We start from the raw sequence: 23,921 nt of genomic DNA on the forward strand, positions 1-23,921 counted from the left end.
AGGGCCAGGGTGAGGGCATCAGGCATTAGCCGTAATTAACTGCCGCTCCGTTACCCCACGCTTCATCACCCGATCCAACACCTCCGCTTCCAGCTCCGCCAGCCGCGCTGAACCCACCCGACGAGGACGTGGAAGGTCCACCGTCAGATCCAGCCCAATCTTGCCCTCCTCAATCAGCAGCACCCGGTCCGCCATGGCCACGGCTTCACTCACATCGTGAGTGACCAGCAGCACCGTAAAGCCGTGCTCCTGCCATAGCGAGACGATCAGATCCTGCATCTCAATCCGCGTCAGCGCATCCAGCGCCCCCAGGGGTTCATCCAGCAGCAACAGGCCCGGGCGATGGATCAGCGCTCTGGCCAGCGCCACACGCTGTTTTTGTCCGCCGGAAAGGGCGGCAGGCCACTCACCTGCGCGATTGTCCAGTCCGACGGCGGCCAGGGCTTGTAACGCCTGCGCTTTCCAGTTGCCTTTCAGCCCCAGACCAACGTTATCAATCACCGTTTTCCACGGTAGCAGACGTGCATCCTGGAACATCATCCTGGTATCGTCCTGGATATCCGCCAGCGGGGTGTTCCCGGCCAGCAGCTCACCGCCGTTAGGTGCTTCCAGTCCGGCCAGCAGGCGCAGCAGGGTGCTTTTACCGCCGCCGCTGCGGCCCACCACCGCCACGAATTGCCCGGCCGGGATGTGCAGTTCCAGTTCGTTCAGAATGGTGTTTTCGCCGTAGCGTTTGGTCACGCCGTTAAGCAGCAGCGGCGTCCCCTGATTTAAGCGAGCGGTATTCATGCGTGTGCCTCCTTTATCGCGTAGGCCGGATTCCAGCGCAGCCAGCGGCGTTCAAGCCACTGGGCGCTGACATCCGCCAGTTTGCCGAGCAGGGCGTAGAGAACGATCGCCACCACTACCACGTCGGTCTGCAGGAATTCGCGGGCGTTCATCGCCAGGTAGCCAATCCCGGAGTTAGCGGAGATAGTTTCCGCCACGATCAGCGTCAACCACATCAGGCCAAGAGCGAAACGCACGCCGACCATAATCGAGGGCAGGGCGCCCGGCAGAATGACATGCGTAAACAGAGCGAAGCCGGACAAACCGTAGCTCCGCGCCATCTCCACCAGCCCGCGGTCGATGTTACGAATGCCGTGCCAGGTGTTGATGTAGATGGGGAACAGCGTCCCGAGAGCGACGAGGAAAATCTTCGCCGTCTCGTCGATACCAAACCACAGGATCACCAGCGGGATCAGCGCCAGGTGCGGCACGTTGCGCAGCATCTGGATGGAGGTGTCCAGCAGACGCTCGCCCCAGCGGGACAGGCCGCTGATCAGACCCAGCGTCAGGCCAATCGACCCGCCAATTGAAAAACCAATCACCGCGCGCCAGGAGCTGATGGCCAGATGCTGCCACAGCTCACCGCTGGCGCTCAGGGACCAGAAGGCCTCCACCACGCCCTCCGGAGAGGGCAGAATGCGGCTCGACAGCCAACCCACGGAGGATGCCAGCTGCCAGATCAGGACAATCCCCACAGGGAGCAGCCAGGGCGCAATGCGCAGCAGCCATTTTTGGGATGGGTTAGCCATGCGATCTCCTTAGCTCTGGGCGACTTTACGCGGGATAAATTCGTTGGCGACCGCTTCACCCTGCTGCAGCAGAGGCTGCGGCTGCGGGATCTGCGGAATAGCCACATCCAGATGCGGGAACAGCAGCTCACCCACCTTGTACGCCTCTTCCAGATGCGGATAACCGGATAGAATAAAGCTGTCGATGCCGAGGTCGGCGTATTCATTAATCCGCGCCGCCACGGTCGGGCCATCACCCACTAACGCCGTACCCGCCCCGCCGCGCACCAGCCCCACGCCAGCCCACAGGTTCGGGCTGATCTCCAGATTCTCCCGCTTGCCGTTGTGCAGGGAGGCCATCCGGTGCTGCCCGACGGAGTCGGTGCGGGCGAAGGCGGCCTGGGCTTTGGCAATAGTGTCATCGTCCAGATGGGCGATCAGGCGGTCGGCGGCCTGCCACGCCTCTTCAGTGGTCTCGCGCACAATCACGTGCAGACGGATCCCGAAGCGCACCTTACGACCGTGGGCCGCGGCTTTGGCACGCACCTGCTCGATCTTCTCTTTCACCAGTTCCGGCGGCTCGCCCCAGGTGAGATACAAATCCACCTGCTCGGCGGCCAGATCCTGGGCGACGTCCGACGAACCGCCAAAATAGAGCGGCGGACGCGGCTGCTGGATCGGCGGGAAGAAGAGTTTGGCATCACGAACATGAATATGTTTGCCCTCGAAGGTCACATTCTCGCCCTCCAGCAGACGACGCCAGACGTGGGTGAACTCAGAGGAGGCTTCATAACGCTCGGTGTGATCCAGGAAGACGCCGTCCCCGGCCAGCTCCTGCGGATCGCTACCGGTCACCAGGTTAAACAGCGCGCGTCCGTTCGACAGACGGTCAAGGGTCGCGGCCTGGCGGGCGGCCACTGTCGGAGAGGTCACGCTCGGGCGCAGGGCCACGAGGAACTTCAGGCGCTGGGTCACCGGGATCATCGACGCCGCCACCAGCCATGCATCTTCGCAGGAGCGTCCGGTCGGGATTAACACCCCGGTAAAGCCAATTCGATCGGCGGCCTGGGCAATCTGCTGGAGATAAGCGTGATCCACCGGGCGGGCACCCTCGTCGGTGCCCAGATAGTGTCCATCACCGTGGGTAGGTAAAAACCAGAACAGATTCAGACTCATGATTTAGCTCCTTTTTGCGCGGTCGGTTGCCAGATACGGTCGCGAATATCGATTTTTTTCGGCACCAGGCGGTTGTCATAGAAGAGATCAGCGGTTTGCTGCTGTAACACGGCGGTATGGGCATCCACTGGTTTGATGACGGTTGGCGGGCGATGGTCAAGGTAGGTGGCAATGACCGGCTCCGGAAGCCCCATCGTTTTGGCCAGCAGGGCGATACTGGCCTGACGCTGACTCTGGGTAAGGGCATCCGCCTCGCTAAAGGTATTCAGTACGCCCTGAACGAATTCACCGTTTTTCTCTGCATAAGGGCGAGCGGCAAGGTAGAAGGAGCCGGTCTGTTTCAGGCTTTCACCATCTTTCAGCACCTTTACGCCACCCTGCAGCAGGGCCGCGGAGTAGTAGGGGTCCCAGATTGCCCAGGCATCGACGTTGTTTTGCTGGAAGGCGGCGCGGGCATCTGCCGGGGAAAGATAAACTGGCTGAATATCTTTAAAAGTCAGACCCGCCTGCTGTAGGGCGCGCAATAGCAGATTGTGGGAGCTGGACCCTTTCTGGAAAGCCACCTTATGGCCTTTGAGATCCGCCACGGTTTTGATCGGGCTGTTTTCAGGGACCAGAATCACTTCGGCTTTCGGTTTAGGCGGCTCCACGCCGACGTAAACCAGGTCTGCCCCGGCGGCCTGGGCGAAGATAGGCGGGATATCGCCGGTGCTGCCGAGATCGATACTGCCGACGTTCAGCGCCTCCAGCATCTGCGGGCCTGCCGGGAACTCTACCCAGGAGAATTTGGTGTCCGGGTAGCGTTTTTCCAGCAGCTGATGGCTTTTCGCCAGCACCATGCTGACGCTGCCTTTCTGGTAGCCAATACGCAGGCTCTCGGGGGCGGGATCGGCGGCATGCGCCAGGCCGGAGAGGGCCACCAGACCGGCCAGGCTCAGGCGTGCAAGGGATTTAAACATGGGCGACTCCTTTCTGAAGACCAAAGGCAGGAACCTGAACGTCGCGGCGATGCAGCGCCTGCCAGAAGGTCTCCAGGGCGCTGTCGAGGCGGGTTTGCAGGTTAGGGGTAAAGTGCGGCTTGTGCTGGTAGTCAATCACCTGCGAGTCGTCGGCAAACACGCCGTGCAGAATCTCCTGAGCCTTCAGGGCGCTGAGCACCGGCTTCAGGGCATAATCCACCGCCAGCAGGTGAGCGACGGTGCCGCCGGTCGCCAGCGGCAGTACGATTTTGTTCTCCAGCGCGCGCTCCGGCAGCAGATCGAGCAGGGTTTTCAGGGCACCGGAAAACGAGGCCTTATACACCGGCGTGGCGACGATCAGCCCGTCGGCGTCTTTAAGCTGCTCATTAAGGGTTTTCAGCGCCGGACTGTCGAAGCGGGCATAGAGAAGATCTTCCGGAGCGAAGTTATGCAGATTCCAGTGGAACACTTCGACATCCAGAGAGGTGAGCTGCTCCCGGGCATACTCCAGCAGCGCGCTGGAGCGGGAAGGAAATCGCGGACTGCCGGCCAACGTAATGACGCGCATAGATGCTCCTTATAACCAATTATTTGCTTTTATCTAACATTGATAACATTTGTTGGCAGTGTGGCATCGCTGGCTTATTCCACTAAATGATTTATACGCAGAATAAATGCCAAAAAATGAATAAAGGAGGGGTGAAAAGTAAACGATTGCTTCTGGTGAGGTTTTTTTTGCCGCAGGTCAATTCCCTTTCCGGCTGCGATCGCTGATAATTCGGCCCCGGTTTGCACACCGGGAATCCAGGAGAGTTCATGTACTACCCCTTCGTTCGTAAAGCCCTTTTCCAGCTCGATCCTGAGCGCGCTCATGAATTTACATTCCAGCAGTTACGCCGTATTACGGGAACCCCGCTTGAAGCGCTGGTGCGCCAGAGAGTGATGGAGAAGCCGGTCACCTGCATGGGTTTAACCTTTAAGAACTCACTGGGTCTGGCAGCAGGGCTGGATAAAAACGGCGAGTGCATCGATGCACTGGGTGCGATGGGCTTTGGCTCTATCGAAATTGGCACCGTCACGCCACGTCCGCAGCCGGGTAACGACAAGCCGCGCCTGTTCCGCCTGGTGGAGGCCGAAGGGCTGATCAATCGCATGGGCTTTAATAACCTCGGCGTCGATCATCTGGTTGAGAATGTGAAGAAAGCCCATTTCGATGGGGTTCTGGGCATTAATATCGGTAAAAATAAAGACACGCCGGTCGAGCAGGGCAAAGATGACTACCTGATTTGTATGGAAAAAGTTTACGCCTACGCCGGGTATATTGCGGTGAATATCTCTTCACCTAACACCCCGGGCCTGCGCACCCTGCAATACGGTGAAGCGCTCGACGATTTATTACTCGCCATCAAGAATAAGCAAAATGAACTCCAGGCGAAGCATCATAAATATGTGCCGGTGGCCGTTAAAATTGCTCCGGATCTGACCGTAGAAGAGCTGGTGCAGGTCGCCGACAGTTTAGTTCGTCATAATATTGATGGCGTTATTGCCACCAATACCACCCTCGATCGCTCTCTGGTTCAGGGAATGAAATATTGCGACGAAATGGGGGGCCTGAGCGGGCGTCCGGTGCAGTTAAAAAGCACCGAAATTATTCGTCGTCTGTCAGAAGAATTAAAGGGTCGCCTGCCGATCATTGGCGTAGGCGGTATAGATTCAGTCATGGCCGCGCGCGAGAAAATGGCGGCTGGCGCTTCGCTGGTGCAGATATATTCAGGCTTTATTTTCAAAGGCCCGCCGCTGATTAAAGAAATCGTTAATCATATCTAATCTTTTAGCATGACTGGCAACCAGGGCTTTATTTCCAGCTCTGGTTGTTTTATATTCCCGGACTGTTGCTTTATTAGACATTGTAGTCTTTGATTATTGCAGTTAAAAAAAGCGAAGCGGCAATAAGGACTTTCTTAGGACAGGACGTTTCGGGAACGGGAGAGACAGATGCGAATTAAACCTGACGATAACTGGCGCTGGTATTTCTGTGACGAGCACGATCGCATGATGCTCGATCTGGCCAATGGTATGTTGTTTCGTTCGCGTTTTGCCCGCCGGATGTTAACCCCGGACGCCTTTGCCGATACCGGTTTTTGCGTCGATGATGCCGCACTCTACTTCTCCTTTGAAGAAAAATGCCGCGACCTCGACCTGTCGAAAGAACAACGCGCCGAGCTGGTGCTCAATGCGCTGGTGGCGATCCGCTTCCTCAAACCTCAGATGCCGAAAAGCTGGCACTTTCTTGCCCACAATGAGCGCTGGTCGCCGGTTACCGGTGATGCGGCGTGCGTCAGCCTGAGCGAGAGTGCAGAGCAGGTGAATTTGCTGGTGGTGGAGCCGGGCGATAATGCCGCGCTCTGTTTACTGGCGCAGCCGACGGTGACCATTGCCGGGCGCACCATGCAGTTGGGCGACCCGATTAAAGTGATGAATGACCGACTGAAACCACAGCCGGTCACCTTCAGCCTCGAGCAGGCCGTTTAGGCTTCCAGCTGTAACGAGGTTTTCGGTACGCAGCTGCAGCACAGAATTGTGCCGTCACTGCCGATAGCCGATTTCTTCAGCGCACTCACTTCGCCTTCTACCAGCGTGATGCGACAGCATCCGCAGATCCCCGCCCGACAGGAATAGGGCACGCGAATACCGGCCTGTTCAAGCTGTTCCAGTAACACCTGCTGATTGTTTCCGCGGATCGTCTGACCCTGCCACTGGATAGTGACCGCCGTGGCGGGTTGTGTCTCCACCTCTGTCGCCTCTTCCTCAGCGCCTGCGCCGTAGATCCGGCCTGGCCCGGTGGAGAGGATTTCCACCTCGTCGCCCACGCGGATCACGCCGCTGGTGCGTGGGATCAGGTTCTGACCGAAATCCACATCGCCGTTATCCTGCGCGGTGCGGAAAGATTGCAGGGTTTTGAGTGGCTCACCGGCAGGGTGCTTCTGCCCCTTTTCCGGGCTGACGGTGGTAAAGATGCAGCGGCTGCAGGGTTTCACCACGTCAAAGATCACGTCGCCGATGCGGATCACTTTCCAGGTATCTTCTTCCCAGGCCGTTGCGCCGGTGACCACCAGATTCGGGCGGAACTGCTCCATCTGTACGCTCGCCGGGCAGCGCTTTTGCAGGTCGCGCAGCGAAGCGTCGTTGGTGAGCAGAAACGGGAAGCCGTCGGCAAATGACAGTGGCACCGCGGCGAAATCTTTGACGCGTCGCGTCAGTTCGGGCCCGACCCAGCGGAGCTGCACCGGGCGCGAAAAGAATTCGCTCATCCAGCGGTTGATCGCGTCCGGGGCGATACGGGCGGTAAAGTGGTTGCCCCACACTTCGGTAGGCGCATCCGCTGGCGCAAAATCGCTGAAGCGAACGATACTACTGGAACCGTCCGGCGCGGTGAGATGCAGACCATCCTGAACCGGGGCCGGGGTGAAGCGAACCATCTGTGGGAACTGGCGGGCGGTGATGAAGGTGCCATCCGGTTCAGTGACCATAAAAATGCGATCGTAGGCAAAACCGCTGACGTCTGCGAAGGCATGCGTCAGCCCAATACCGCGCATGGATTTGACCGGATGAATGAAAAGCCTGGATAACGTTGCCACGGCACCGTCCCCTCAAATGAAAATAAGCCCTCAACTTTATGACATAGAGCCCAGATTGGCTATAATGCGCAGCAATTTTCTTAGAGTAAAAGTGACGATATGAATTCTCTGTTTGCCAGTACGGCCCGTGGGCTGGAAGAGCTGTTAAAAACTGAACTGGAAAGCCTGGGCGCACAAGAGTGCCAGGTGGTTCAGGGTGGTGTCCATTTTCAGGGCGACACGCGGCTTATTTACCAGAGCCTGATGTGGAGTCGCCTGGCCTCACGCATCATGTTGCCGATGAGAGAGTGCAAGGTTTACAGCGATCTCGATCTTTATCTGGGCGTGCAGACGATTAACTGGACAGAGATTTTTGCCCCGGGTGCCACCTTTGCGGTGCACTTCAGCGGCCTGAACGATGAGATCCGCAACAGCCAGTACGGCGCGTTGAAGGTCAAAGATGCCATCGTCGACAGCTTTACCCGTAAAAATCTGGAACGCCCGAACGTCGATCGCGAAAACCCGGATCTGCGTATCAACGTGCGTCTGAATAAAGAGATCGCCAGCATCGCACTGGATCTGTGTGGTGAGGGCCTGCACCAGCGCGGCTACCGCGATCGGGCGGGTATCGCCCCGATCAAAGAGAACCTGGCCGCAGCCATTGTGATGCGTTCCGGCTGGCAGCCGGGTACGCCAATGCTCGATCCAATGTGCGGTTCCGGCACGCTGCTGATTGAAGCGGCTATGCTGGCGACCGACCGTGCACCGGGACTGCATCGCGGCCAGTGGGGCTTTAAGGGCTGGGCTCAGCACGACGAGGCGGTCTGGCAGGAGGTGAAAGCCGAAGCCCAGACCCGCGCCCGCGCAGGGCTGGCGGCCTATGAATCCCATTTCTACGGCTCTGACAGCGATAGCCGCGTGATTGAACGCGCACGCAGCAACGCCCGTCGCGCCGGGATTGGCGATCTGGTCACCTTTGAGGTAAAAGACGTCTCCCGGCTCACCAACCCGTTGCCGAAAGGCCCGTACGGGACGGTGATCAGCAACCCGCCTTACGGCGAACGTCTGGACAGCGAGCCGGCGCTGATTGCTCTGCACAGCCTGCTGGGCCGCACCATGAAAGATCTGTTTGGCGGCTGGAATCTCTCCCTGTTCAGCGCCTCGCCGGAGCTGCTGAGCTGCCTGCAGCTGCGCGCCGAGCGTCAGTTCAAGGCCAAAAACGGCCCGCTGGACTGTGTGCAGAAAAACTATCACCTGGCCGAGAAAGAAGCCGACAGCAAACCGGCCAGCATCGCGGAAGATTATGCCAACCGTCTGCGTAAGAACCTGAAGAAATTTGAAAAATGGGCGAAGCAGGAGGGTATTGAGTGCTATCGCCTGTATGACGCCGATCTGCCGGAATACAACGTGGCGGTCGACCGCTACGGCGAGTGGGTGGTGGTGCAGGAGTATGCTCCGCCAAAAACCGTCGATCCGCAGAAAGCGCGCCAGCGTATGCTGGATATCATCGCCGCCACCATCAACGTGCTGAACATCGCTCCAAACAAGCTGATCCTCAAGACCCGTGAGCGTCAGAAGGGTAAAAATCAGTACGAGAAGATGAACAGCAAGGGCGAGTTTATCGAAGTGGGCGAATACAACGCGCGCCTGTGGGTTAACCTGACCGACTACCTCGATACCGGCCTGTTCCTTGACCACCGTATTGCCCGTCGTATGCTGGGCCAGATGAGCAAAGGTAAAGACTTCCTGAACCTCTTCTCCTATACCGGCAGCGCCAGCGTCCATGCGGGTCTGGGTGGCGCACGTACCACCACCACCGTGGATATGTCCCGCACCTATCTGGAGTGGGCAGAGCGCAACCTGCGTCTCAACGGCCTGACCGGCCGGGCGCACCGTCTGCTGCAGGCCGACGTGCTGGGCTGGCTGCGCGAATCGGATGAACAGTTCGATCTGATCTTTATCGATCCGCCGACCTTCTCCAACTCCAAACGTATGGAAGAGTCTTTTGATGTGCAGCGCGACCATCTGGCGCTGATGAAAGACCTCAAACGGATGCTGCGTAAAGGCGGCACCATCATGTTCTCGAACAACAAGCGCGGTTTCCGCATGGATCATGACGGGTTAGCTGAACTGGGGCTGAAAGCACAAGAGATCAGTCAAAAAACCTTGTCCCAGGATTTTGCCCGTAACCGTCAGATCCACAACTGCTGGCTCATCACCGCCGCCTGAAAGGAAAAATAAATGTCATTAATTAGTATGCATGGCGCGTGGCTGTCATTCAGCGACTCACCCCTTCTCGATAACGCAGAACTGCATATCGAAGATAACGAACGTGTCTGTCTGGTAGGCCGTAATGGCGCCGGTAAATCGACCCTGATGAAGATCCTCAACCGCGAGCAGGGGCTGGATGACGGGCGTATCGTTTACGAGCAGGACCTGGTGGTGGCGCGTTTGCAACAGGATCCGCCGCGTAACGTGCAGGGCAGCGTCTATGATTTTGTGGCCGAAGGGATCGCCGAGCAGGCGGAGTACCTGAAGGGTTACCACGAGATCTCGCACCTGGTGATGACCGACCCGAGCACCAAAAACCTCAACGAGATGGCGCGTCTGCAGGAGCTGCTGGACCACCACGGCCTGTGGCAGCTGGAAAACCGCATCAACGAAGTGCTGGCGCAGTTAGGTCTGGAAGCTGACATGCCGCTGGCCTCCCTCTCCGGTGGCTGGCTGCGTAAAGCTGCCCTGGGCCGGGCACTGGTCAGCGGGCCGAAAGTGCTGCTGCTCGATGAACCGACGAACCACCTGGATATCGAAACCATCGACTGGCTGGAAGGGTTCCTGAAAACCTTCGGCGGTACCATTATCTTTATCTCGCATGACCGTTCGTTTATTCGCAATATGGCGACCCGCATTGTCGATCTCGACCGCGGCAAGCTGGTGACCTATCCGGGCGATTACGACACCTACCTGCTGGAAAAAGAGGAAAACCTGCGCGTAGAAGAGCTGCAAAACGCCGAGTTCGACCGCAAGCTGGCCCAGGAAGAGGTGTGGATCCGTCAGGGCATCAAAGCCCGCCGTACCCGTAACGAAGGCCGCGTCCGTGCCCTGAAAGCGATGCGTCGTGAGCGTAGCGAGCGCCGTGAAGTGATGGGCAGCGCGAAGATGCAGGTCGAAGAGGCGAGCCGCTCCGGCAAAATCGTCTTTGAGATGGAAAACGTTAACTACCAGGTTGACGGCAAAGTGCTGGTGAGAGATTTCTCTGCCCAGGTGCAGCGCGGGGATAAAATTGCCCTTATCGGCCCGAATGGCTGCGGTAAAACCACGCTGCTGAAGCTGATGCTGGATCAACTGAAAGCCGACAGCGGTCGCATCCATTGCGGGACCAAGCTGGAAGTGGCCTACTTCGACCAGCACCGTGCCGAACTGGACCCGGACAGAACGGTGATGGACAACCTCGCAGAAGGTAAGCAGGAAGTGATGGTGAACGGGAAACCGCGCCATGTGCTGGGCTATCTGCAGGACTTCCTGTTCCATCCAAAACGGGCCATGACCCCGGTTCGAGCCCTCTCCGGAGGGGAGCGTAACCGCCTGTTACTGGCACGTTTGTTCCTGAAACCCAGCAACCTGCTGATTCTCGATGAACCAACGAACGATCTTGATGTGGAAACGCTGGAACTTCTTGAAGAACTGATTGATAGTTATCAGGGAACGGTGATGCTGGTGAGCCACGATCGTCAGTTCGTGGACAATACCGTGACCGAATGCTGGATCTTCGAAGGTCAGGGCCGTATCGGACGCTATGTGGGCGGCTACCACGATGCCCGCGGACAGCAGGCGCAGTCGCTGGCGACAAAGCAGTCAAAAGCGAAGAGCGAAGCGGAAGTTGCTGTAACCAAAGCAGAAACGGTCAAACGCGGCAGTAACAAACTAAGCTATAACCTCCAACGCGAACTGGAAAGCTTGCCGCAGCGTCTGGAAGAGCTGGAAGCGAGTCTGGAAAGTTTGCAGGCTCAGGTGGCCGACGCGTCATTCTTTAGCCAGCCGCATGACCATACGCAAAAAGTGCTGGCCGATATGGCCCAGGCTGAGCGGGCGCTGGAAGAGGCATTTGAACGCTGGGAATATCTTGAGGCTCTGAAAAACGGCGCATAAGTTAAACATGGAGCCAGTATGTGTGAACATCACCATGCCGATCGGCATATTTTATGCTCCCAGTGCGATATGCTCGTGGCGCTACCCGCGCTCGAGCATGGACACAAAGCGGCATGCCCGCGATGCGGGACAACGCTGACAACGAAGTGGGATGCGCCGCGGCAGCGTCCCACTGCTTATGCTATTGCTGCGCTGTTCATGCTGATCCTCTCCAACCTGTTTCCCTTTATCTATATGAAAGTGGGGGGTATCACCAGCGAAGTGCATTTGCTGGAGATACCCGGCGTGATGTTCTCGGAAGATTACGCCAGTCTGGGCACCTTCTTTATGCTCTTCGTCCAGATCGTGCCGGCGTTTTGTCTGGTGGTTATCCTGCTGCTCGTGAACCGCGTGCAGATGCCCAGGGCACTGAAAATCAGGCTGGCGCGGATCCTGTTCCAGTTAAAAAGCTGGGGAATGGCGGAGATTTTTCTTGCCGGGATCCTGGTGAGCTTTGTCAAGCTGATGGCCTACGGCGACGTGGGCGTTGGCAGCAGCTTTATTCCCTGGTGTCTCTATTGCGTATTGCAGCTGCGCGCGTTCCAGTGTGTGGACCGCCGCTGGGCATGGGACGATATCGCCCCGGCGCCGGTGCTGGCGCAAAAGCTGAAGGTCGGCGTTCCGGGGATCCACCAGAATCTGCGCCTCTGTTCCTGCTGTACGGCGATCCTCCCGGTCGACCAGGAAGTCTGTCCGCGTTGCGAAAGCAAAGGGCACGTGCGGCGTAAAAACAGTCTTCAGTGGACGATGGCGCTGCTCATCACCTCGATCATGCTTTATCTCCCTGCCAACATCCTGCCGATTATGATCACGAATCTGCTGGGGGATGAGATGCCCTCGACCATCATGGCCGGGGTGGTCCTGCTGTGGGGGGAAGGGTCCTACCCGGTAGCCTTAGTCATTTTTATCGCCAGTATCATGGTCCCTACGCTCAAAATGATTGCCATTGCCTGGCTCTGCTGGGATGCCAAAGGACACGGCAAGCGGGATAGCGAGCGAATGCATTTTATTTATGAAGTCGTTGAGTTTGTTGGACGCTGGTCAATGATTGACGTATTCGTGATTGCCGTTCTGTCTGCCCTGGTGCGGATAGGGGGGCTAATGAGTATTTACCCAGCCATTGGGGCGCTAATGTTTGCATTGGTCGTTATTATGACCATGTTTGCGGCCATGACCTTCGATCCGCGTTTATCGTGGGATCGTGAGCCAGAGTCGAGCCATGAGGATGAATAAAAGCATGGAAAATAAGAGTGGAGAGGCGAAAGTGCAGAAGGTCAAAAACTGGTCGCCGGTGTGGATCTTCCCCATCGTGACCGCGCTGATCGGTGCCTGGATCCTGTTTTATCATTATAGCCATCAGGGCCCGGTCGTGACGCTGATCACCACTAACGCCGAGGGGATTGAGGGCGGTAAAACGACCATCAAGAGCCGCAGCGTGGATGTGGGGGTAGTCGAGAGCGCAACCCTGACCGACGACCTGACCCACGTAGAAATTACCGCCCGCCTCAACGCCGGTATGGAGAAGCTGCTGCATGGCGACTCGGTGTTTTGGGTGGTGAAACCGCAGGTGGGTCGCGAAGGTATTAGCGGCCTGGGGACGCTGTTATCCGGGGCTTATATTGAACTGCAGCCGGGGAAACAGGGATCTCAACCGGAGCAGTATCAACTGCTGGATTCTCCGCCGCTGGCACCGCCGGATGCGAAGGGGATCCGCGTGATCCTCGACAGTAAAAAAGCCGGTCAGCTGAGCCCGGGCGATCCGGTGCTGTTCCGCGGCTATCGCGTCGGTTCTGTGGAAACCAGTACCTTTGACACGCAAAAACGCACCATCAGCTATCAGCTGTTTATCAACGCGCCGAACGATCGTCTGGTCACGGGTAACGTCCGCTTCTGGAAAGACAGCGGTATTGCCGTCGACTTAACCTCAGCGGGAATGCGCGTTGAGATGGGCTCGCTCTCCACGCTGTTTGGCGGCGGAGTCAGCTTTGACGTGCCGGAAGGGATGGATCAGGGACAGCCAGTCGCACAAAAAACCGCGTTCAGGCTGTATGACGATCAGAAGAGCATTCAGGATTCGCTCTATACCGACCATGTCGACTACCTGATGTTCTTCAAGGATTCTGTCCGCGGCCTGCAGCCGGGCGCGCCGGTTGAATTCCGTGGCATCCGTCTCGGCACCGTTGGCAAAGTGCCGTTCTTCGCACCGGGCATGCGTCAGGTGCTGGATGACGATTACCGTATCCCCGTCCTGATCCGCATTGAGCCGGAGCGTCTGATTAATCAGGTTGGCGATACGCCTGATATCGCTCAGCATATCGAAGGGTTGATGAAGCGCGGCCTGCGCGGTTCGCTCAAAACCGGTAACCTGGTGACCGGGGCGCTGTATGTGGATATGGACTTCTTCCCGAAAGAGCCGCCGGTGAAAGAGATCCGCGAGTTCTCGGGCTACAAAATCATCCCGACCGTGAGCAGTGGACTGGCACAGATCCAGCAGCGTCTGATGGAGACGCTGGATAAGATCAACAGCCTGCCGCTCAATCCGATGATTCAACAGGCCACCAATACGCTTAGCGAGAGCCAGGCGACGATGCGCCGTCTGCAGGCCACGCTGGATAATCTCAACAAGCTGACCGCCAGCCAGTCGATGCAGCAGCTGCCTCAGGACATGCAGAAAACGCTGCGTGAACTGAACCGCAGTATGCAGGGCTTCCAGCCAGGTTCAGCGGCGTACAACAAGATGGTGGCGGATATGCAGCGCCTCGATCAGGTTCTGCGTGAACTGCAGCCGGTGCTGAAGACGCTGAACACCAAGAGCAACGCGCTGGTATTCGAAGCGAAAGACAAAAAGGACCCTGAGCCGAAGGGGGCTAAATAATGAAAAAGTGGCTAATGATTACCGCAGTGGCGCTCCTGACCGCCTGTAGCTCAGCAGAGAACAAGAGCTATTATCAACTGCCTGTGGCCGCGCAGGCGGGCGGGCAAAGTACCGCCAGCCAGGGGAACCGCCTGCTGTGGGTAGAGCAGGTGGCGGTACCGGATTACCTGGCCGGTAATGGTGTGGTTTATCAAACCAGCGATGTGCAGTATGTCATCGCCAATAACAACCTGTGGGCCAGCCCGCTGGATCAGCAGCTGCGTAACACGCTGGTTGCAAATCTCAGCAGCCAGCTGCCGGGATGGGTGGTGGCGTCGCAGCCGCTGGGTAGCGACCAGGATACGCTCAACGTCAACGTGACCAACTTCCATGGTCGCTATGATGGCAGGGTGATTGTCAGTGGGGAATGGTTGCTGAATCATCAGGGCCAGCTGATAAAGCGGCCTTTCCATCTGGAGTTAACCCAGCAAAAGGATGGTTATGATGAGATGGTGAAAGTGCTGGCACAGGGGTGGGCGCAGGAGTCCGCTAGTATTGCCAGAGAGATTTCTCGTCTGCCATAAGTAAAATTCATCGCATCAGGCCGCAGTTAGCGTCACGCTAATTGCGGCTTTTTTTTCGTTTTATGCTCAGGCCGTTACTTGTGCCGCGTCACACTTTTTGTACAAATGAACTTCTGACCAGGTCACAAATATGACACTGGCGTGAATTTTGCGCATTGACGCTAAGCGGGAATCAGGGTATTCGTTATCTGTGGTTGCACGTTTTGTAATCACTGTTTTCTTTTCCACCAGATCAAATAATGAGGGAAACGAGGCATGAAGAGACAGAAACGAGATCGCCTTGAAAGGGCTCATCAACGTGGTTATCAGGCTGGCATCGCCGGACGTTCTAAAGAAATGTGTCCCTATCAGACCATCAATCAAAGGTCGCAATGGTTAGGGGGCTGGCGAGAAGCCATCGGAGACAGGGCAGTACTTGCTTGATAGCGTCTCTTTAAAAAAAGAAACCTCCGCAGTGCGGAGGTTTCGCCGTTTTATGCTTTGGTAAAAGCAAAAATCAGAATGCGGAAGTGTCCTGGAACAGACCCACTTTCAGGTCATTCGCCGTGTAGATCAGACGACCGTCGACCAGCACTTCGCCATCCGCCAGGCCCATGATCAGGCGACGGTTAACAATGCGTTTGAAGTGAATACGGTAGGTCACTTTTTTCGCGGTCGGCAGAACCTGACCGGTGAATTTCACTTCGCCAACGCCCAGGGCGCGGCCTTTGCCTTCGCCACCCAGCCAGCCGAGGTAGAAACCAACCAGCTGCCACATCGCGTCCAGACCCAGGCAGCCTGGCATCACTGGATCGCCAATAAAGTGGCAACCAAAGAACCACAGGTCCGGGTTGATATCGAGCTCTGCTTCTACGTAACCCTTATCGAAGTTGCCGCCGGTTTCCGTCATCTTAACGACACGGTCCATCATCAGCATGTTCGGGGCCGGTAACTGCGGGCCTTTAGCACCAAACAGTTCACCGCGACCAGAGGCAAGAAGATCTTCTTTTGTATAGGATTCGCGTTTATCTACCATGTTCTCAGTATGCCTTATTTTAGTGAAGGACGCAGGATAGCTAACACGTGTACGCTGAACAAGTCCGATCAGTTCGGCGTGAACCAGTTCAACCAGCGTAACGGCCAGGGATAACGATGGCGTGCTTCCTGCTGTGTTGCCTGCGCAATACGCTCCTGGATGCTGTGCATCAGCGTGTTCTGCCCTTCGGCATCCCACTCCAGGTTTGTCAGTAAGGGTAGCGCATCTGCGATATCTTCGATCGCCCAGAGGCTGAATTGTTCCTCTTCTACCGCGGTCAGCAGTTCCTGACTGAGGCTGAGATGACGCACGTTCGGCAGGGGAATAATAACGCCCTGTTTACCGTTCAGTCCGCGCTGCTGGCAAACGGTAAAGAAGCCTTCAATCTTCTCGTTCAGACCGCCGACCGGCTGCGCGCGACCAAACTGATCCACCGAACCGGTGATGGCAATGCTCTGATTCACCGGCACATCGGCCAGGGCACTGATTAACGCGCACAGTTCAGCCATCGAGGCGCTGTCGCCATCGACTTCGCTGTAGGACTGCTCGAAGGTCAACGAGGCGGTGAAGGGGATCTGCTGCTCAAGCTGCAGTTCCGACATCAGATAAGCCTGCATGATCATCATGCCCTTGGCGTGAATGTTCCCGCCCAGTTCGGCTTTACGTTCCACATCGATAAATTCACCGTCACCGATGTGTACAACGCAGCTGATACGGGACGGCTCGCCAAAGGCGCGCGGATGACCCGGGAACTCAATCACCGACAGGGCGTTGATCTGTCCGACGCGTTCACCTTCGGTTTCGACCAGGATCTGCTCCAGCAGGATCTCGTCCTGCATGCGATCGGCAAGGTAGCCCTCGCGCCACTCTCGCTGCACCAGCATCTGGGAGAGCTGTTCGCCGGTAATGGTGTCGTCTTCCGTCATGGCTGCGGCTTCACGCAACTGCTTGCCAAGCCAGAGAGGACAAAGCGGCAGGGTCTCCTGGTCGCCGGTGTAGCGCACCGCTTCGCGGATCAGCACCGGCCAGGCATCGGCTGCCGGGGTTGGCAACTGCGCGCGTTCGCAAACGGCATGCACCCACTGGAGCCATTGCAGCATATCTTCGGCATCCGCGATCTGCGTGCTGTCTTCAAACTCGCTGTACACCACCTGATCGGCCAGCTCGGGTTCCATCTCCTGGAAATCGGCCAGTGCTTCGCGATCGCCAATCAGCACCACTTTCAGGGAGAGCGGCATAGAAGGCACTGCGACCGGAAGAGGGCGCGACTCATCATACGCCACCCAGTCAAACCGCTGCTGACTGACGCTGTTTTTCAGGCGCATCCACAGCAGAGGCTGGGCCAGTAGGGTGCGCAGCGAGATGAGCAGCACGCCGCCGTTAGCCTGATGCACCAGGCCAGGATGCAGGGTCAACTCGCCGTTAAACTGGCGCAGGCAACCGAACAGTTGTTCTGCTTCTGTCCAGCCCGCCGGGACGATGTTGCCTGTGACCGCAAAACGGCCATCGGGTACGGTCGCCGGTTCAAAGGTGACTGTGTGTCCGCTGATGCGGTATTCACCCCCAAAGACCGTCCCGGTTTCTGGTTGCAGCTGCCGCATGGCATCCGCCAGAAGATTCAGGTACTCCGCTTCGTCTGGCGCTTTCAACAACATGAACGGTGAGGTTGCCCACGGGCTCAACACCTGCTCCAGTGCGTAATGCAAACGGGGCTGTGTGTCACTGAGGATGTATTCGTGTTCTTTCGCGAGATCTGGCTGTGCAAACAGTTCCTGATAGCTTTCGGTATCCGGAACCAGGTCACGCCATGCAAGTTTCGTAATGGTCAAAGTTGATGTTTTTTAGTCAGAAGTAAAACGATGGAGTATACCGTAAGGCGCAGGCTCTGCCCATGAGGGAATGGGCGTTTCCAGAGATGAATGCATCGCCACGTATCACAGGATATGATTTCTTTTCAGCAGATTGCCAAAAAACTGATATTCTGAACACAGTTACACGGTCACACTGAGATCGCAATGAAATACCAACAACTGGAAAATCTCGAAAGCGGCTGGAAATGGAAGTATCTGGTCAAAAAACACCGTGAAGGGGAATTGATCACGTGCTACCTCGAAGCCAGTGCTGCAAAAGAAGCTGTAGATTTATTGCTGACCCTCGAAAACGAACCCATTCTGGTCAACGGCTGGATAGATAAACACATCAATCCGGCGCTACTGAACCGCATGAAGCAGACTATCCGTGCGCGGCGAAAACGGCATTTCAATGCTGAGCACCAGCATACGCGGAAGAAGTCGATCGATCTGGAGTTTATGGTCTGGCAACGTCTGGCCGGACTGGCCCAGCGCCGCGGAAAAACCCTGTCAGAAACTATCGTCCAGCTCATTGAAGATGCGGAACATAAAGAGAAGTACGCCAGTCAGATGTCGACCCTGAAAACCGATCTCCAGGCGCTGCTGTCCAGTAAGAAGTAGCGTTTTACTTTCCTTCAGGCAATAAAAAACCCCGCAACACGGCGGGGTTTTTTGTCAGACGATAACTTATGCCGCTGGCTGAGTTACAACGTCTTTGATGCCTTTAACTTCGATCTCTACGCGACGATCTGGTGCCAGGCAGTCGATCAGTGCAGCGCGAGGTTTCACGTTGTCACAGGTAGCACCGGTAACTGGGTTAGATTCGCCCATACCACGTGGGGAGATCTTGTTAGCTGGGATACCTTTAGAGATCAGGTAATCAACAACAGACTGAGCACGTTTCTCGGACAGACCCTGGTTGTAGGCGTCAGAACCGATACGGTCGGTGTAACCCAGAACAACTACGGAACCGTCTTTAGGATCCAGGTTGCTCAGCTGGGTGTACAGCTGATCCAGAGCCTGCTGGCCTTCTGGTTTCAGAGTTGATTTGTTGAAGTTGAACAGAACGTCAGACTTCAGAGTGAAGTGCTTGGTCTGTACTTCTGGCGCTGGAGCTGGAGCTGGAGCAACGATTGGCGCTGCTTCTTCCTGCTGGCCGAAACGGTAAGAAACACCTACGCTCAGCATGCCGTTGTCTGGACGAACACCAACGGTGTTGCCGTCGCCGATGTTGTTAACCCACTGGTATTCCAGACGGGTAGCAACGTCACGGGTCATTGCCCACTCAACGCCACCTGCGAATACTGGAGATACGCCAGTGTCATGGTCGTCGCCAGCGATGCTGTTGCTGGAGTCTGCACGCCATACCATGCCGCCCAGACGGGTGTAGATGTCTACAGCGTCATTTACTGGGTAGCCCAGTTTAGCAGTCAGCTGAACGCCCTGTGCTTTGAAAGCACCGTTAACGTTGTCACCTTTGTAAGGCATGCGGCCCAGCCAGTCGTAACCCATTTCGAAACCAACGTACGGGTTAACCTGATAACCACCGAACGCGCCTGCGCCCAGCTGGCTTTCGTGAGTTGGGCCGTCGTTGTTCAGAGCGTCGTTATACCAGCCAGTGTCATGGAACTGAGACCAGCCCAGTTTGCCACCTGCATACCAGGTATTATCTTTCGGAGCGGCCTGCGCTACGGTAGCGAAACCTGCCAGTGCCACTGCAATCGCGATAGCTGTCTTTTTCATTTTTTGCGCCTCGTTATCATCCAAAAATCGCCATGAGAATCTCAATGAGAGTCACGGTTAAATCCTTCACCGGGGGGCGGGGACAAAGAGTAAAGCTACCGATATCTTCGGCTTAGGCCGAGCACCCCTGGCGATGTAAAGTCTACAACGTACCTGAAAACTTACAAGTGTGAACTCCGTCAGGCATATGAAAAAAAAAGTTTTGTATACACAATATTTAACATTTAGGGCGAAGTTTTAGGCGTGCTAAACTGGAGGAAGCCGCGGCAGACAAGACTTGTCGCGGCTTTTAGAAATGGAACCAACGGCGTACAGCGCTTGCAAAAAAAATTCCAGGAAAACTCTTATTTTTACTTAGTGATACAAATTTGAGTGAATTTTTAGCCCAGATAGGTGTCCGTTGCCCAGAACATTCATCCGAACGGGACGCATAATAAAGCCCAATGCGTTACCTTCTTCTGCCGCTTCGGCCAGGCGATGTTGTTCCATTTCGGTTAACTCTTCCGTAAACCAGCCAATCACCACGCTGTAATTGCCGGTACGCAATGCCCTCACCATAGATTCTACAGTATGGCAGGGATCCATCTGGCTAACCTGCATCACTTTAGTGAGCGGTAAACCTGCGGATTGCACCCATTCCCGACTCAATTTCTGCTGCGGCGTGAGCCACAGCTGCCAGCGAGACTGTTGACCAAGCTGCTGCAATAGCGGCAGCAATAACAGCTGCGTCATCATGGGCTGGTCTTCACGGTAAAGCACTTCACTGATCAACCCGGTAGACATGTAAGCAGCGGAACTCCGTGCACTTTTGCCGGCGGAAGAAGAGAAAGTTGTGGAACGCTTTGCATAGCCTGAAGAGTACATAATCAATCCAGCCCTGTAGTTACTGTATGGATATACAGTAACCCCTGTACGTCTAAAGATCAACCTCAATTTCGGAAAGCTCCTCGCAAATTTGGGTTGTTATTCAGGCGGATTGAAAAATCATCTTGCCGTTCGATCATAAGTTACCTATTTTTTGACTAACGGATCCGTTAACCAATAACTTCACTATTACTACATGATTTAAAAGGGAAATATCATGAAAAAGTTATCTTATGAACGGATCTATCAATCTACGAAATATCTTTCACCCCTTGGTGAAGTCCAGCATCGCGCGCTGTTTGGCGGGTATACCCTGGCGGTGGATGACGCGGTCTTTGCGATGGTATCTGACGGTGAGTTATACCTGCGCGCCTGTGAAGAGAGCGCACAGTATTGCGTCAAAAATACCTCCTCTTACTTAACGCTGGTTAAGAGGGGGCGCCCGATTTTGCTGAATTACTACCGCGTGGATGAGGCGCTCTGGCAGGATCAGGATAAGCTTCTGCAGCTCTCCTCCTTTGCCCTCGAAGCCGCACGACGGGAGCGCCGCGAGCGGTACAAGCGCGACAGGCTGAAAGATTTACCCAATCTCACCTTTCAGCTTGAGATCCTGCTGAACGAAGCGGGCATCACCGACGAAGAGGCGTTACGCGCCCTCGGCGCCGAGCAGTGCTGGCTGAAGATCAGAGAACTTAACCGGCATCTGAGCTACAAGGTGCTGTTTGCGCTGGAGGGGGCCATCGTCGGGCTGCACGAAGCGGCCCTCCCGGAGATCAGACGCCAGGAGCTGGTGGAGTGGTACAAAAGGCTGCCCGTGGAGAACAGCCCTCACTCCGGCAGTTGATTAACATGCTGCTGTAATCGACAAATTTCTGGTAGCAACGCGATAAGCAGACCGATTTGCTGCAGCACTAACGGAGCTTTGCTCTCGGCACCCGGTTCAATATGCGAAATGCGTTGCGCCAGTTCGGACAGGGCCTGCTGAACACGAGGTTCATCCGCTGGACGTTGATGAAGCGCATCATCGACATAGCAAACGGCGTCATCAAGTAACGCCAGGATAGCCGGACTGGTCAGCCGCTCGCGGTGTGCGCCCAGGGCCGATATGTAGCTGGTAAAGGTGTGGTTCAGGCACAACAGGCGAAATGCAGCTTCGCGCGTTTCTGCTGTCGCCCGCGGCTCCGTGGACATGTTCGAGACCACCGACGCCAGCTCCGCATCGCGGTTGTAAGCGTCACGCCGGGCTATGCGATACGCCAGACGGTTATCGCGACCCTGATGATACTGCTCAAGAATGGCATCCAGATACCGGCAGTTGGCATTCATCGCCTGATCCAGCACCCGCGGCAGATTACGGAAGCGCCAGTCCGGCCAGATAAAGCTCACCGCGGCCCAGGCAATGGCACAGCCGATCAGGGTATCGATGACGCGCGGCAGAGCCACTTCAAAACCTTCCCCGAGGAGGTTGAAACAGAGCAACACCAGCAGGGTAATAAACATGGTGGCGTGCGCGTACTGCACATTGCGAAACGCAAAAAACAGTACCCCGGTGATCACAATTAAGATCAGCTGGCCTTCCAGAGAGGGGACAAAGTAGAGGATGGGCAGCCCGATGGCGACCCCCACCAGCGTGCCGATAATACGCAGCGCCAGCCGGTGGCGAGTAGCATTGTAGTTGGGCTGGCAGACAAACAGACTGGTCAGCAAAATCCAGTAGCCATGGTTAAGCCCGGTTATCTGTATAAAGGCATAGCCAATGCAGAGTACCACCGACATTCGCACCGCATGGCGGAACAGGGCCGATTCCGGCGAAAAGTTGCGGCTTAAGCGCAACCACATATCGCTGAAACCGTGCAGGCTGTCGTCGGCCAGCTGGTTTTCCACATCATTGCGGGGCATGGCGAGCGCCTGCTCAGATTCGATGGTGGCGAGCTGGGCATCAATGGCGCGCAGGTTATTCAGCAGAAAACCCAGCGCTTTCATCTGTTCAGCTGAGGTCCCACTGGCCTGGACACGATCGAGAGCCGCATCCAGGTGCGTGAAGGCCCGCTCAAAACGCGGATCGTGCTGATAGGGGGTGCGCAGCAGGATGGATCGCGACAGCTGCTGGCAGGCTTGCGACTGCATGGACAGGAGGCGCTGGAAGCGAAACATCACGTCGCTATAGCGAAACTTCTCGCGCAGATCGGCGTACTGAATATGCGAGGAGCTGGCGCGCTCGTGGATATCCTGTGCCACAAAGTAGTAGTGCAACGTTCGGCGGGTGCCGCGCTGCCCGCGATCGCCGCGTAAACGGGTGAGCAGCGAGGCTTTGGTCTGGTTCAGCGTAGTCACCAGCTGGCCGTTCGCCAGCGCCAGATCGTACAGCGGTGCCTGACCGTCATCTTCAATATCCGGGTCAAAGAGCCGGGATTTGAGCTCCAGATAATGCGCCAGCTGCCCATAGCTGCGGGCCAGATTGTCCTGCAGCGGACGAATGGGGAAGATCAGGTGCCCGGCCAGAGTGAGCAGGTTATACCAGACCGCTCCCAGCAACAGAAGCACCGGTTGCTGATACCACTGGTCGTAAAGCGACACCCCCAGCATGGTATAGATAGCAATCAGCAGCGCGCCAAAGGCGATGGTGGCGTAACGCTGTCCCAGTCCGCCCAGCAGGATAAAGACGCTGGTGGAGAGCATCAGCCCGAGGGCGAAAAGCCACGGCCACGGGAAGAGCAGCTCCACCGACGCCGAGGCGATAAAAAAGCAGATCAGCGTGATGACCAGATTGCGCAGCCGACCGGCGAGACGGTCATCCAGATCGGCCAGCGCCCCGGCCACGACGCCCAGCGTCAGCGGAATGGTCAGCTTTACGTCGCCCAGCCACCAGGGCAGGGCGGTGCTGCCACACAGGGCAATAAAGATCCTGACGTTATACAGCCAGGCGCTGTTGAGAGTGTAGCGGCGAAGCAGCGGGCTTAGCATGAGCGCTCGGGATCCTTGTTACGGAAAACGACGGCGGGCATTAGCTTCCCGCGCGGCGCGGGCCACTTCCACCGGGACGACCCGGCGTCCGACAGGCCATAAGGCAATGGCGGCAATTTTAAAATTGGCGAGCCCGACCGGGATCCCGATAAGCGTCAGACACTGGGCGATCCCCGCCGCAATGTGCATCAGACACAGCCACCAGCCGAAGAAGATCAGCCACACAATATTGAGCAGCGTCCCGCCGGTATTCAACAGCGCGTTTTTGCTGCCAGGCTCCAGCTCATCCACGTGAACCGCTTCATTACCGTACGGGACCAGCGAAAGTTTGGTGATCTCCCAGCAGGAGCGCGTCAGCGGCAGGGTGAAGATCAGCACCACGCTGATCAGCGTCGCCAGCAGCCATGAGAGCGTGGTGGCAAAACCACCCAGGACAAAATTCAAAATATTCAGAACGGTACGCATAAAACCTCAATTCTTTCCATAATGTTGAAGCCCTGCTGATTGTAACGTTTTTTTGCGCTGGAGCACCTGAAAACTGGCAGTTAAAC

At 56.5% G+C, this 23,921-nt stretch carries 22 protein-coding genes; 10 read left to right on the plus strand and 12 right to left on the minus strand.

Going from position 1 to position 23,921, the window contains the following annotated elements; genetic code table 11:
* Nucleotides 1-18: 18 nt before the first annotated feature.
* The 5 genes from ssuB to ssuE are packed head-to-tail and all read right to left on the minus strand — an operon-like array spanning nucleotide 19 to nucleotide 4,259.
* Nucleotides 19-789 carry an aliphatic sulfonates ABC transporter ATP-binding protein gene (gene ssuB, locus G7090_RS07870; RefSeq protein WP_166182038.1) on the minus strand — a complete coding sequence of 257 codons (771 nt, stop codon included), beginning with the start codon at nucleotides 787-789 and terminating at the stop codon, nucleotides 19-21.
* On the minus strand, nucleotides 786-1,577 hold the full coding sequence (ssuC, locus tag G7090_RS07875) for an aliphatic sulfonate ABC transporter permease SsuC (protein ID WP_166182039.1): 792 nt from the start codon (nucleotides 1,575-1,577) through the stop codon (nucleotides 786-788). Before ssuC ends, ssuB begins: the two co-directional genes overlap by 4 nt.
* A gap of 9 nt (nucleotides 1,578-1,586) precedes the next feature.
* Nucleotides 1,587-2,732, minus strand: a complete 1,146-nt coding sequence (gene ssuD, locus G7090_RS07880; protein WP_106992607.1) for an FMNH2-dependent alkanesulfonate monooxygenase — start codon at nucleotides 2,730-2,732, stop codon at nucleotides 1,587-1,589.
* Nucleotides 2,729-3,691 carry a sulfonate ABC transporter substrate-binding protein gene (locus tag G7090_RS07885; RefSeq protein ID WP_166182040.1) on the minus strand — a complete coding sequence of 321 codons (963 nt, stop codon included), beginning with the start codon at nucleotides 3,689-3,691 and terminating at the stop codon, nucleotides 2,729-2,731. Before G7090_RS07885 ends, ssuD begins: the two co-directional genes overlap by 4 nt.
* Nucleotides 3,684-4,259 carry an NADPH-dependent FMN reductase gene (gene ssuE, locus G7090_RS07890; RefSeq protein ID WP_106992609.1) on the minus strand — a complete coding sequence of 192 codons (576 nt, stop codon included), beginning with the start codon at nucleotides 4,257-4,259 and terminating at the stop codon, nucleotides 3,684-3,686. The genes G7090_RS07885 and ssuE overlap by 8 nt, the downstream gene beginning before the upstream one ends.
* 248 nt (nucleotides 4,260-4,507) lie before the next feature.
* On the opposite strand from ssuE, the gene pyrD reads away from it, so the two are divergent.
* Both pyrD and zapC read left to right on the plus strand, forming a co-directional pair.
* On the plus strand, nucleotides 4,508-5,518 hold the full coding sequence (gene pyrD / locus G7090_RS07895) for a quinone-dependent dihydroorotate dehydrogenase (protein WP_166182041.1): 1,011 nt from the start codon (nucleotides 4,508-4,510) through the stop codon (nucleotides 5,516-5,518).
* A 168-nt stretch (nucleotides 5,519-5,686) separates the two neighbouring features.
* Nucleotides 5,687-6,223 (plus strand): cell division protein ZapC, encoded by a 537-nt coding sequence (gene zapC, locus G7090_RS07900; RefSeq protein ID WP_166182042.1) that lies wholly within the window; start codon nucleotides 5,687-5,689, stop codon nucleotides 6,221-6,223.
* Here zapC and G7090_RS07905 read toward each other — a convergent pair.
* Nucleotides 6,220-7,329: a YcbX family protein gene (locus tag G7090_RS07905; protein WP_106992612.1), complete on the minus strand. Its 1,110-nt coding sequence runs from the start codon at nucleotides 7,327-7,329 to the stop codon at nucleotides 6,220-6,222. The genes zapC and G7090_RS07905 overlap by 4 nt on opposite strands.
* A 99-nt stretch (nucleotides 7,330-7,428) precedes the next feature.
* On the opposite strand from G7090_RS07905, the gene rlmKL reads away from it, so the two are divergent.
* From rlmKL to rmf, 6 genes are all read left to right on the plus strand, one after another.
* Nucleotides 7,429-9,537: a bifunctional 23S rRNA (guanine(2069)-N(7))-methyltransferase RlmK/23S rRNA (guanine(2445)-N(2))-methyltransferase RlmL gene (gene rlmKL / locus G7090_RS07910; protein ID WP_166182043.1), complete on the plus strand. Its 2,109-nt coding sequence runs from the start codon at nucleotides 7,429-7,431 to the stop codon at nucleotides 9,535-9,537.
* Nucleotides 9,538-9,549: 12 nt separating this feature from the next.
* A complete protein-coding gene (locus G7090_RS07915; RefSeq protein ID WP_106992614.1) occupies nucleotides 9,550-11,457 on the plus strand; it encodes an ABC transporter ATP-binding protein in 1,908 nt (635 codons plus the stop codon).
* 18 nt (nucleotides 11,458-11,475) lie between these two features.
* Nucleotides 11,476-12,729 carry a membrane integrity-associated transporter subunit PqiA gene (gene pqiA / locus G7090_RS07920; protein WP_166182044.1) on the plus strand — a complete coding sequence of 418 codons (1,254 nt, stop codon included), beginning with the start codon at nucleotides 11,476-11,478 and terminating at the stop codon, nucleotides 12,727-12,729.
* A 4-nt stretch (nucleotides 12,730-12,733) separates the two neighbouring features.
* Nucleotides 12,734-14,371: an intermembrane transport protein PqiB gene (gene pqiB / locus G7090_RS07925; RefSeq protein WP_166182045.1), complete on the plus strand. Its 1,638-nt coding sequence runs from the start codon at nucleotides 12,734-12,736 to the stop codon at nucleotides 14,369-14,371.
* The gene (gene pqiC / locus G7090_RS07930) at nucleotides 14,371-14,934 is read left to right on the plus strand and encodes a membrane integrity-associated transporter subunit PqiC (protein ID WP_166182046.1); all 564 of its coding nucleotides are present in this window, start codon (nucleotides 14,371-14,373) and stop codon (nucleotides 14,932-14,934) included. The genes pqiB and pqiC overlap by 1 nt, the downstream gene beginning before the upstream one ends.
* Before the next feature lie 255 nt (nucleotides 14,935-15,189).
* Nucleotides 15,190-15,357 carry a ribosome modulation factor gene (gene rmf, locus G7090_RS07935; protein ID WP_032617397.1) on the plus strand — a complete coding sequence of 56 codons (168 nt, stop codon included), beginning with the start codon at nucleotides 15,190-15,192 and terminating at the stop codon, nucleotides 15,355-15,357.
* 73 nt (nucleotides 15,358-15,430) lie between these two features.
* Here rmf and fabA read toward each other — a convergent pair whose 3' ends face one another.
* Both fabA and G7090_RS07945 read right to left on the minus strand, forming a co-directional pair.
* The gene (gene fabA, locus G7090_RS07940; RefSeq protein WP_000227926.1) at nucleotides 15,431-15,949 is read right to left on the minus strand and encodes a bifunctional 3-hydroxydecanoyl-ACP dehydratase/trans-2-decenoyl-ACP isomerase; all 519 of its coding nucleotides are present in this window, start codon (nucleotides 15,947-15,949) and stop codon (nucleotides 15,431-15,433) included.
* A gap of 68 nt (nucleotides 15,950-16,017) precedes the next feature.
* Nucleotides 16,018-17,778, minus strand: a complete 1,761-nt coding sequence (locus tag G7090_RS07945) for a Lon protease family protein (protein ID WP_166182047.1) — start codon at nucleotides 17,776-17,778, stop codon at nucleotides 16,018-16,020.
* A gap of 186 nt (nucleotides 17,779-17,964) precedes the next feature.
* Here G7090_RS07945 and matP point away from each other — a divergent pair, with 186 nt between their 5' ends.
* A complete protein-coding gene (gene matP / locus G7090_RS07950; RefSeq protein ID WP_106992620.1) occupies nucleotides 17,965-18,420 on the plus strand; it encodes a macrodomain Ter protein MatP in 456 nt (151 codons plus the stop codon).
* A 66-nt stretch (nucleotides 18,421-18,486) separates the two neighbouring features.
* Here matP and ompA read toward each other — a convergent pair whose 3' ends face one another.
* Nucleotides 18,487-19,542 carry a porin OmpA gene (gene ompA, locus G7090_RS07955; RefSeq protein ID WP_166182048.1) on the minus strand — a complete coding sequence of 352 codons (1,056 nt, stop codon included), beginning with the start codon at nucleotides 19,540-19,542 and terminating at the stop codon, nucleotides 18,487-18,489.
* A gap of 354 nt (nucleotides 19,543-19,896) precedes the next feature.
* Nucleotides 19,897-20,406: an SOS-induced cell division inhibitor SulA gene (gene sulA / locus G7090_RS07960; RefSeq protein WP_166182049.1), complete on the minus strand. Its 510-nt coding sequence runs from the start codon at nucleotides 20,404-20,406 to the stop codon at nucleotides 19,897-19,899.
* Nucleotides 20,407-20,623: 217 nt separating this feature from the next.
* Between sulA and G7090_RS07965 the strand changes: the two genes are divergently transcribed.
* Nucleotides 20,624-21,250, plus strand: coding sequence for a TfoX/Sxy family DNA transformation protein (locus G7090_RS07965; RefSeq protein ID WP_166182050.1), 627 nt, complete (start codon nucleotides 20,624-20,626; stop codon nucleotides 21,248-21,250).
* On the opposite strand, the gene yccS is transcribed toward G7090_RS07965, so the two are convergent.
* Together yccS and G7090_RS07975 are read right to left on the minus strand one after the other, a co-directional pair.
* Nucleotides 21,235-23,370 (minus strand): YccS family putative transporter, encoded by a 2,136-nt coding sequence (yccS, locus tag G7090_RS07970; protein ID WP_166182051.1) that lies wholly within the window; start codon nucleotides 23,368-23,370, stop codon nucleotides 21,235-21,237. The two genes, G7090_RS07965 and yccS, sit on opposite strands and share 16 nt — an antisense overlap.
* Nucleotides 23,371-23,388: 18 nt before the next feature.
* A complete protein-coding gene (locus G7090_RS07975) occupies nucleotides 23,389-23,835 on the minus strand; it encodes a YccF domain-containing protein (protein WP_106992625.1) in 447 nt (148 codons plus the stop codon).
* Nucleotides 23,836-23,921 lie beyond the last annotated feature (86 nt).

It is taken from the genome of Leclercia sp. 29361, from assembly GCF_011290365.1.
GTDB classification, from domain to species: domain Bacteria; phylum Pseudomonadota; class Gammaproteobacteria; order Enterobacterales; family Enterobacteriaceae; genus Enterobacter; species Enterobacter tamurae.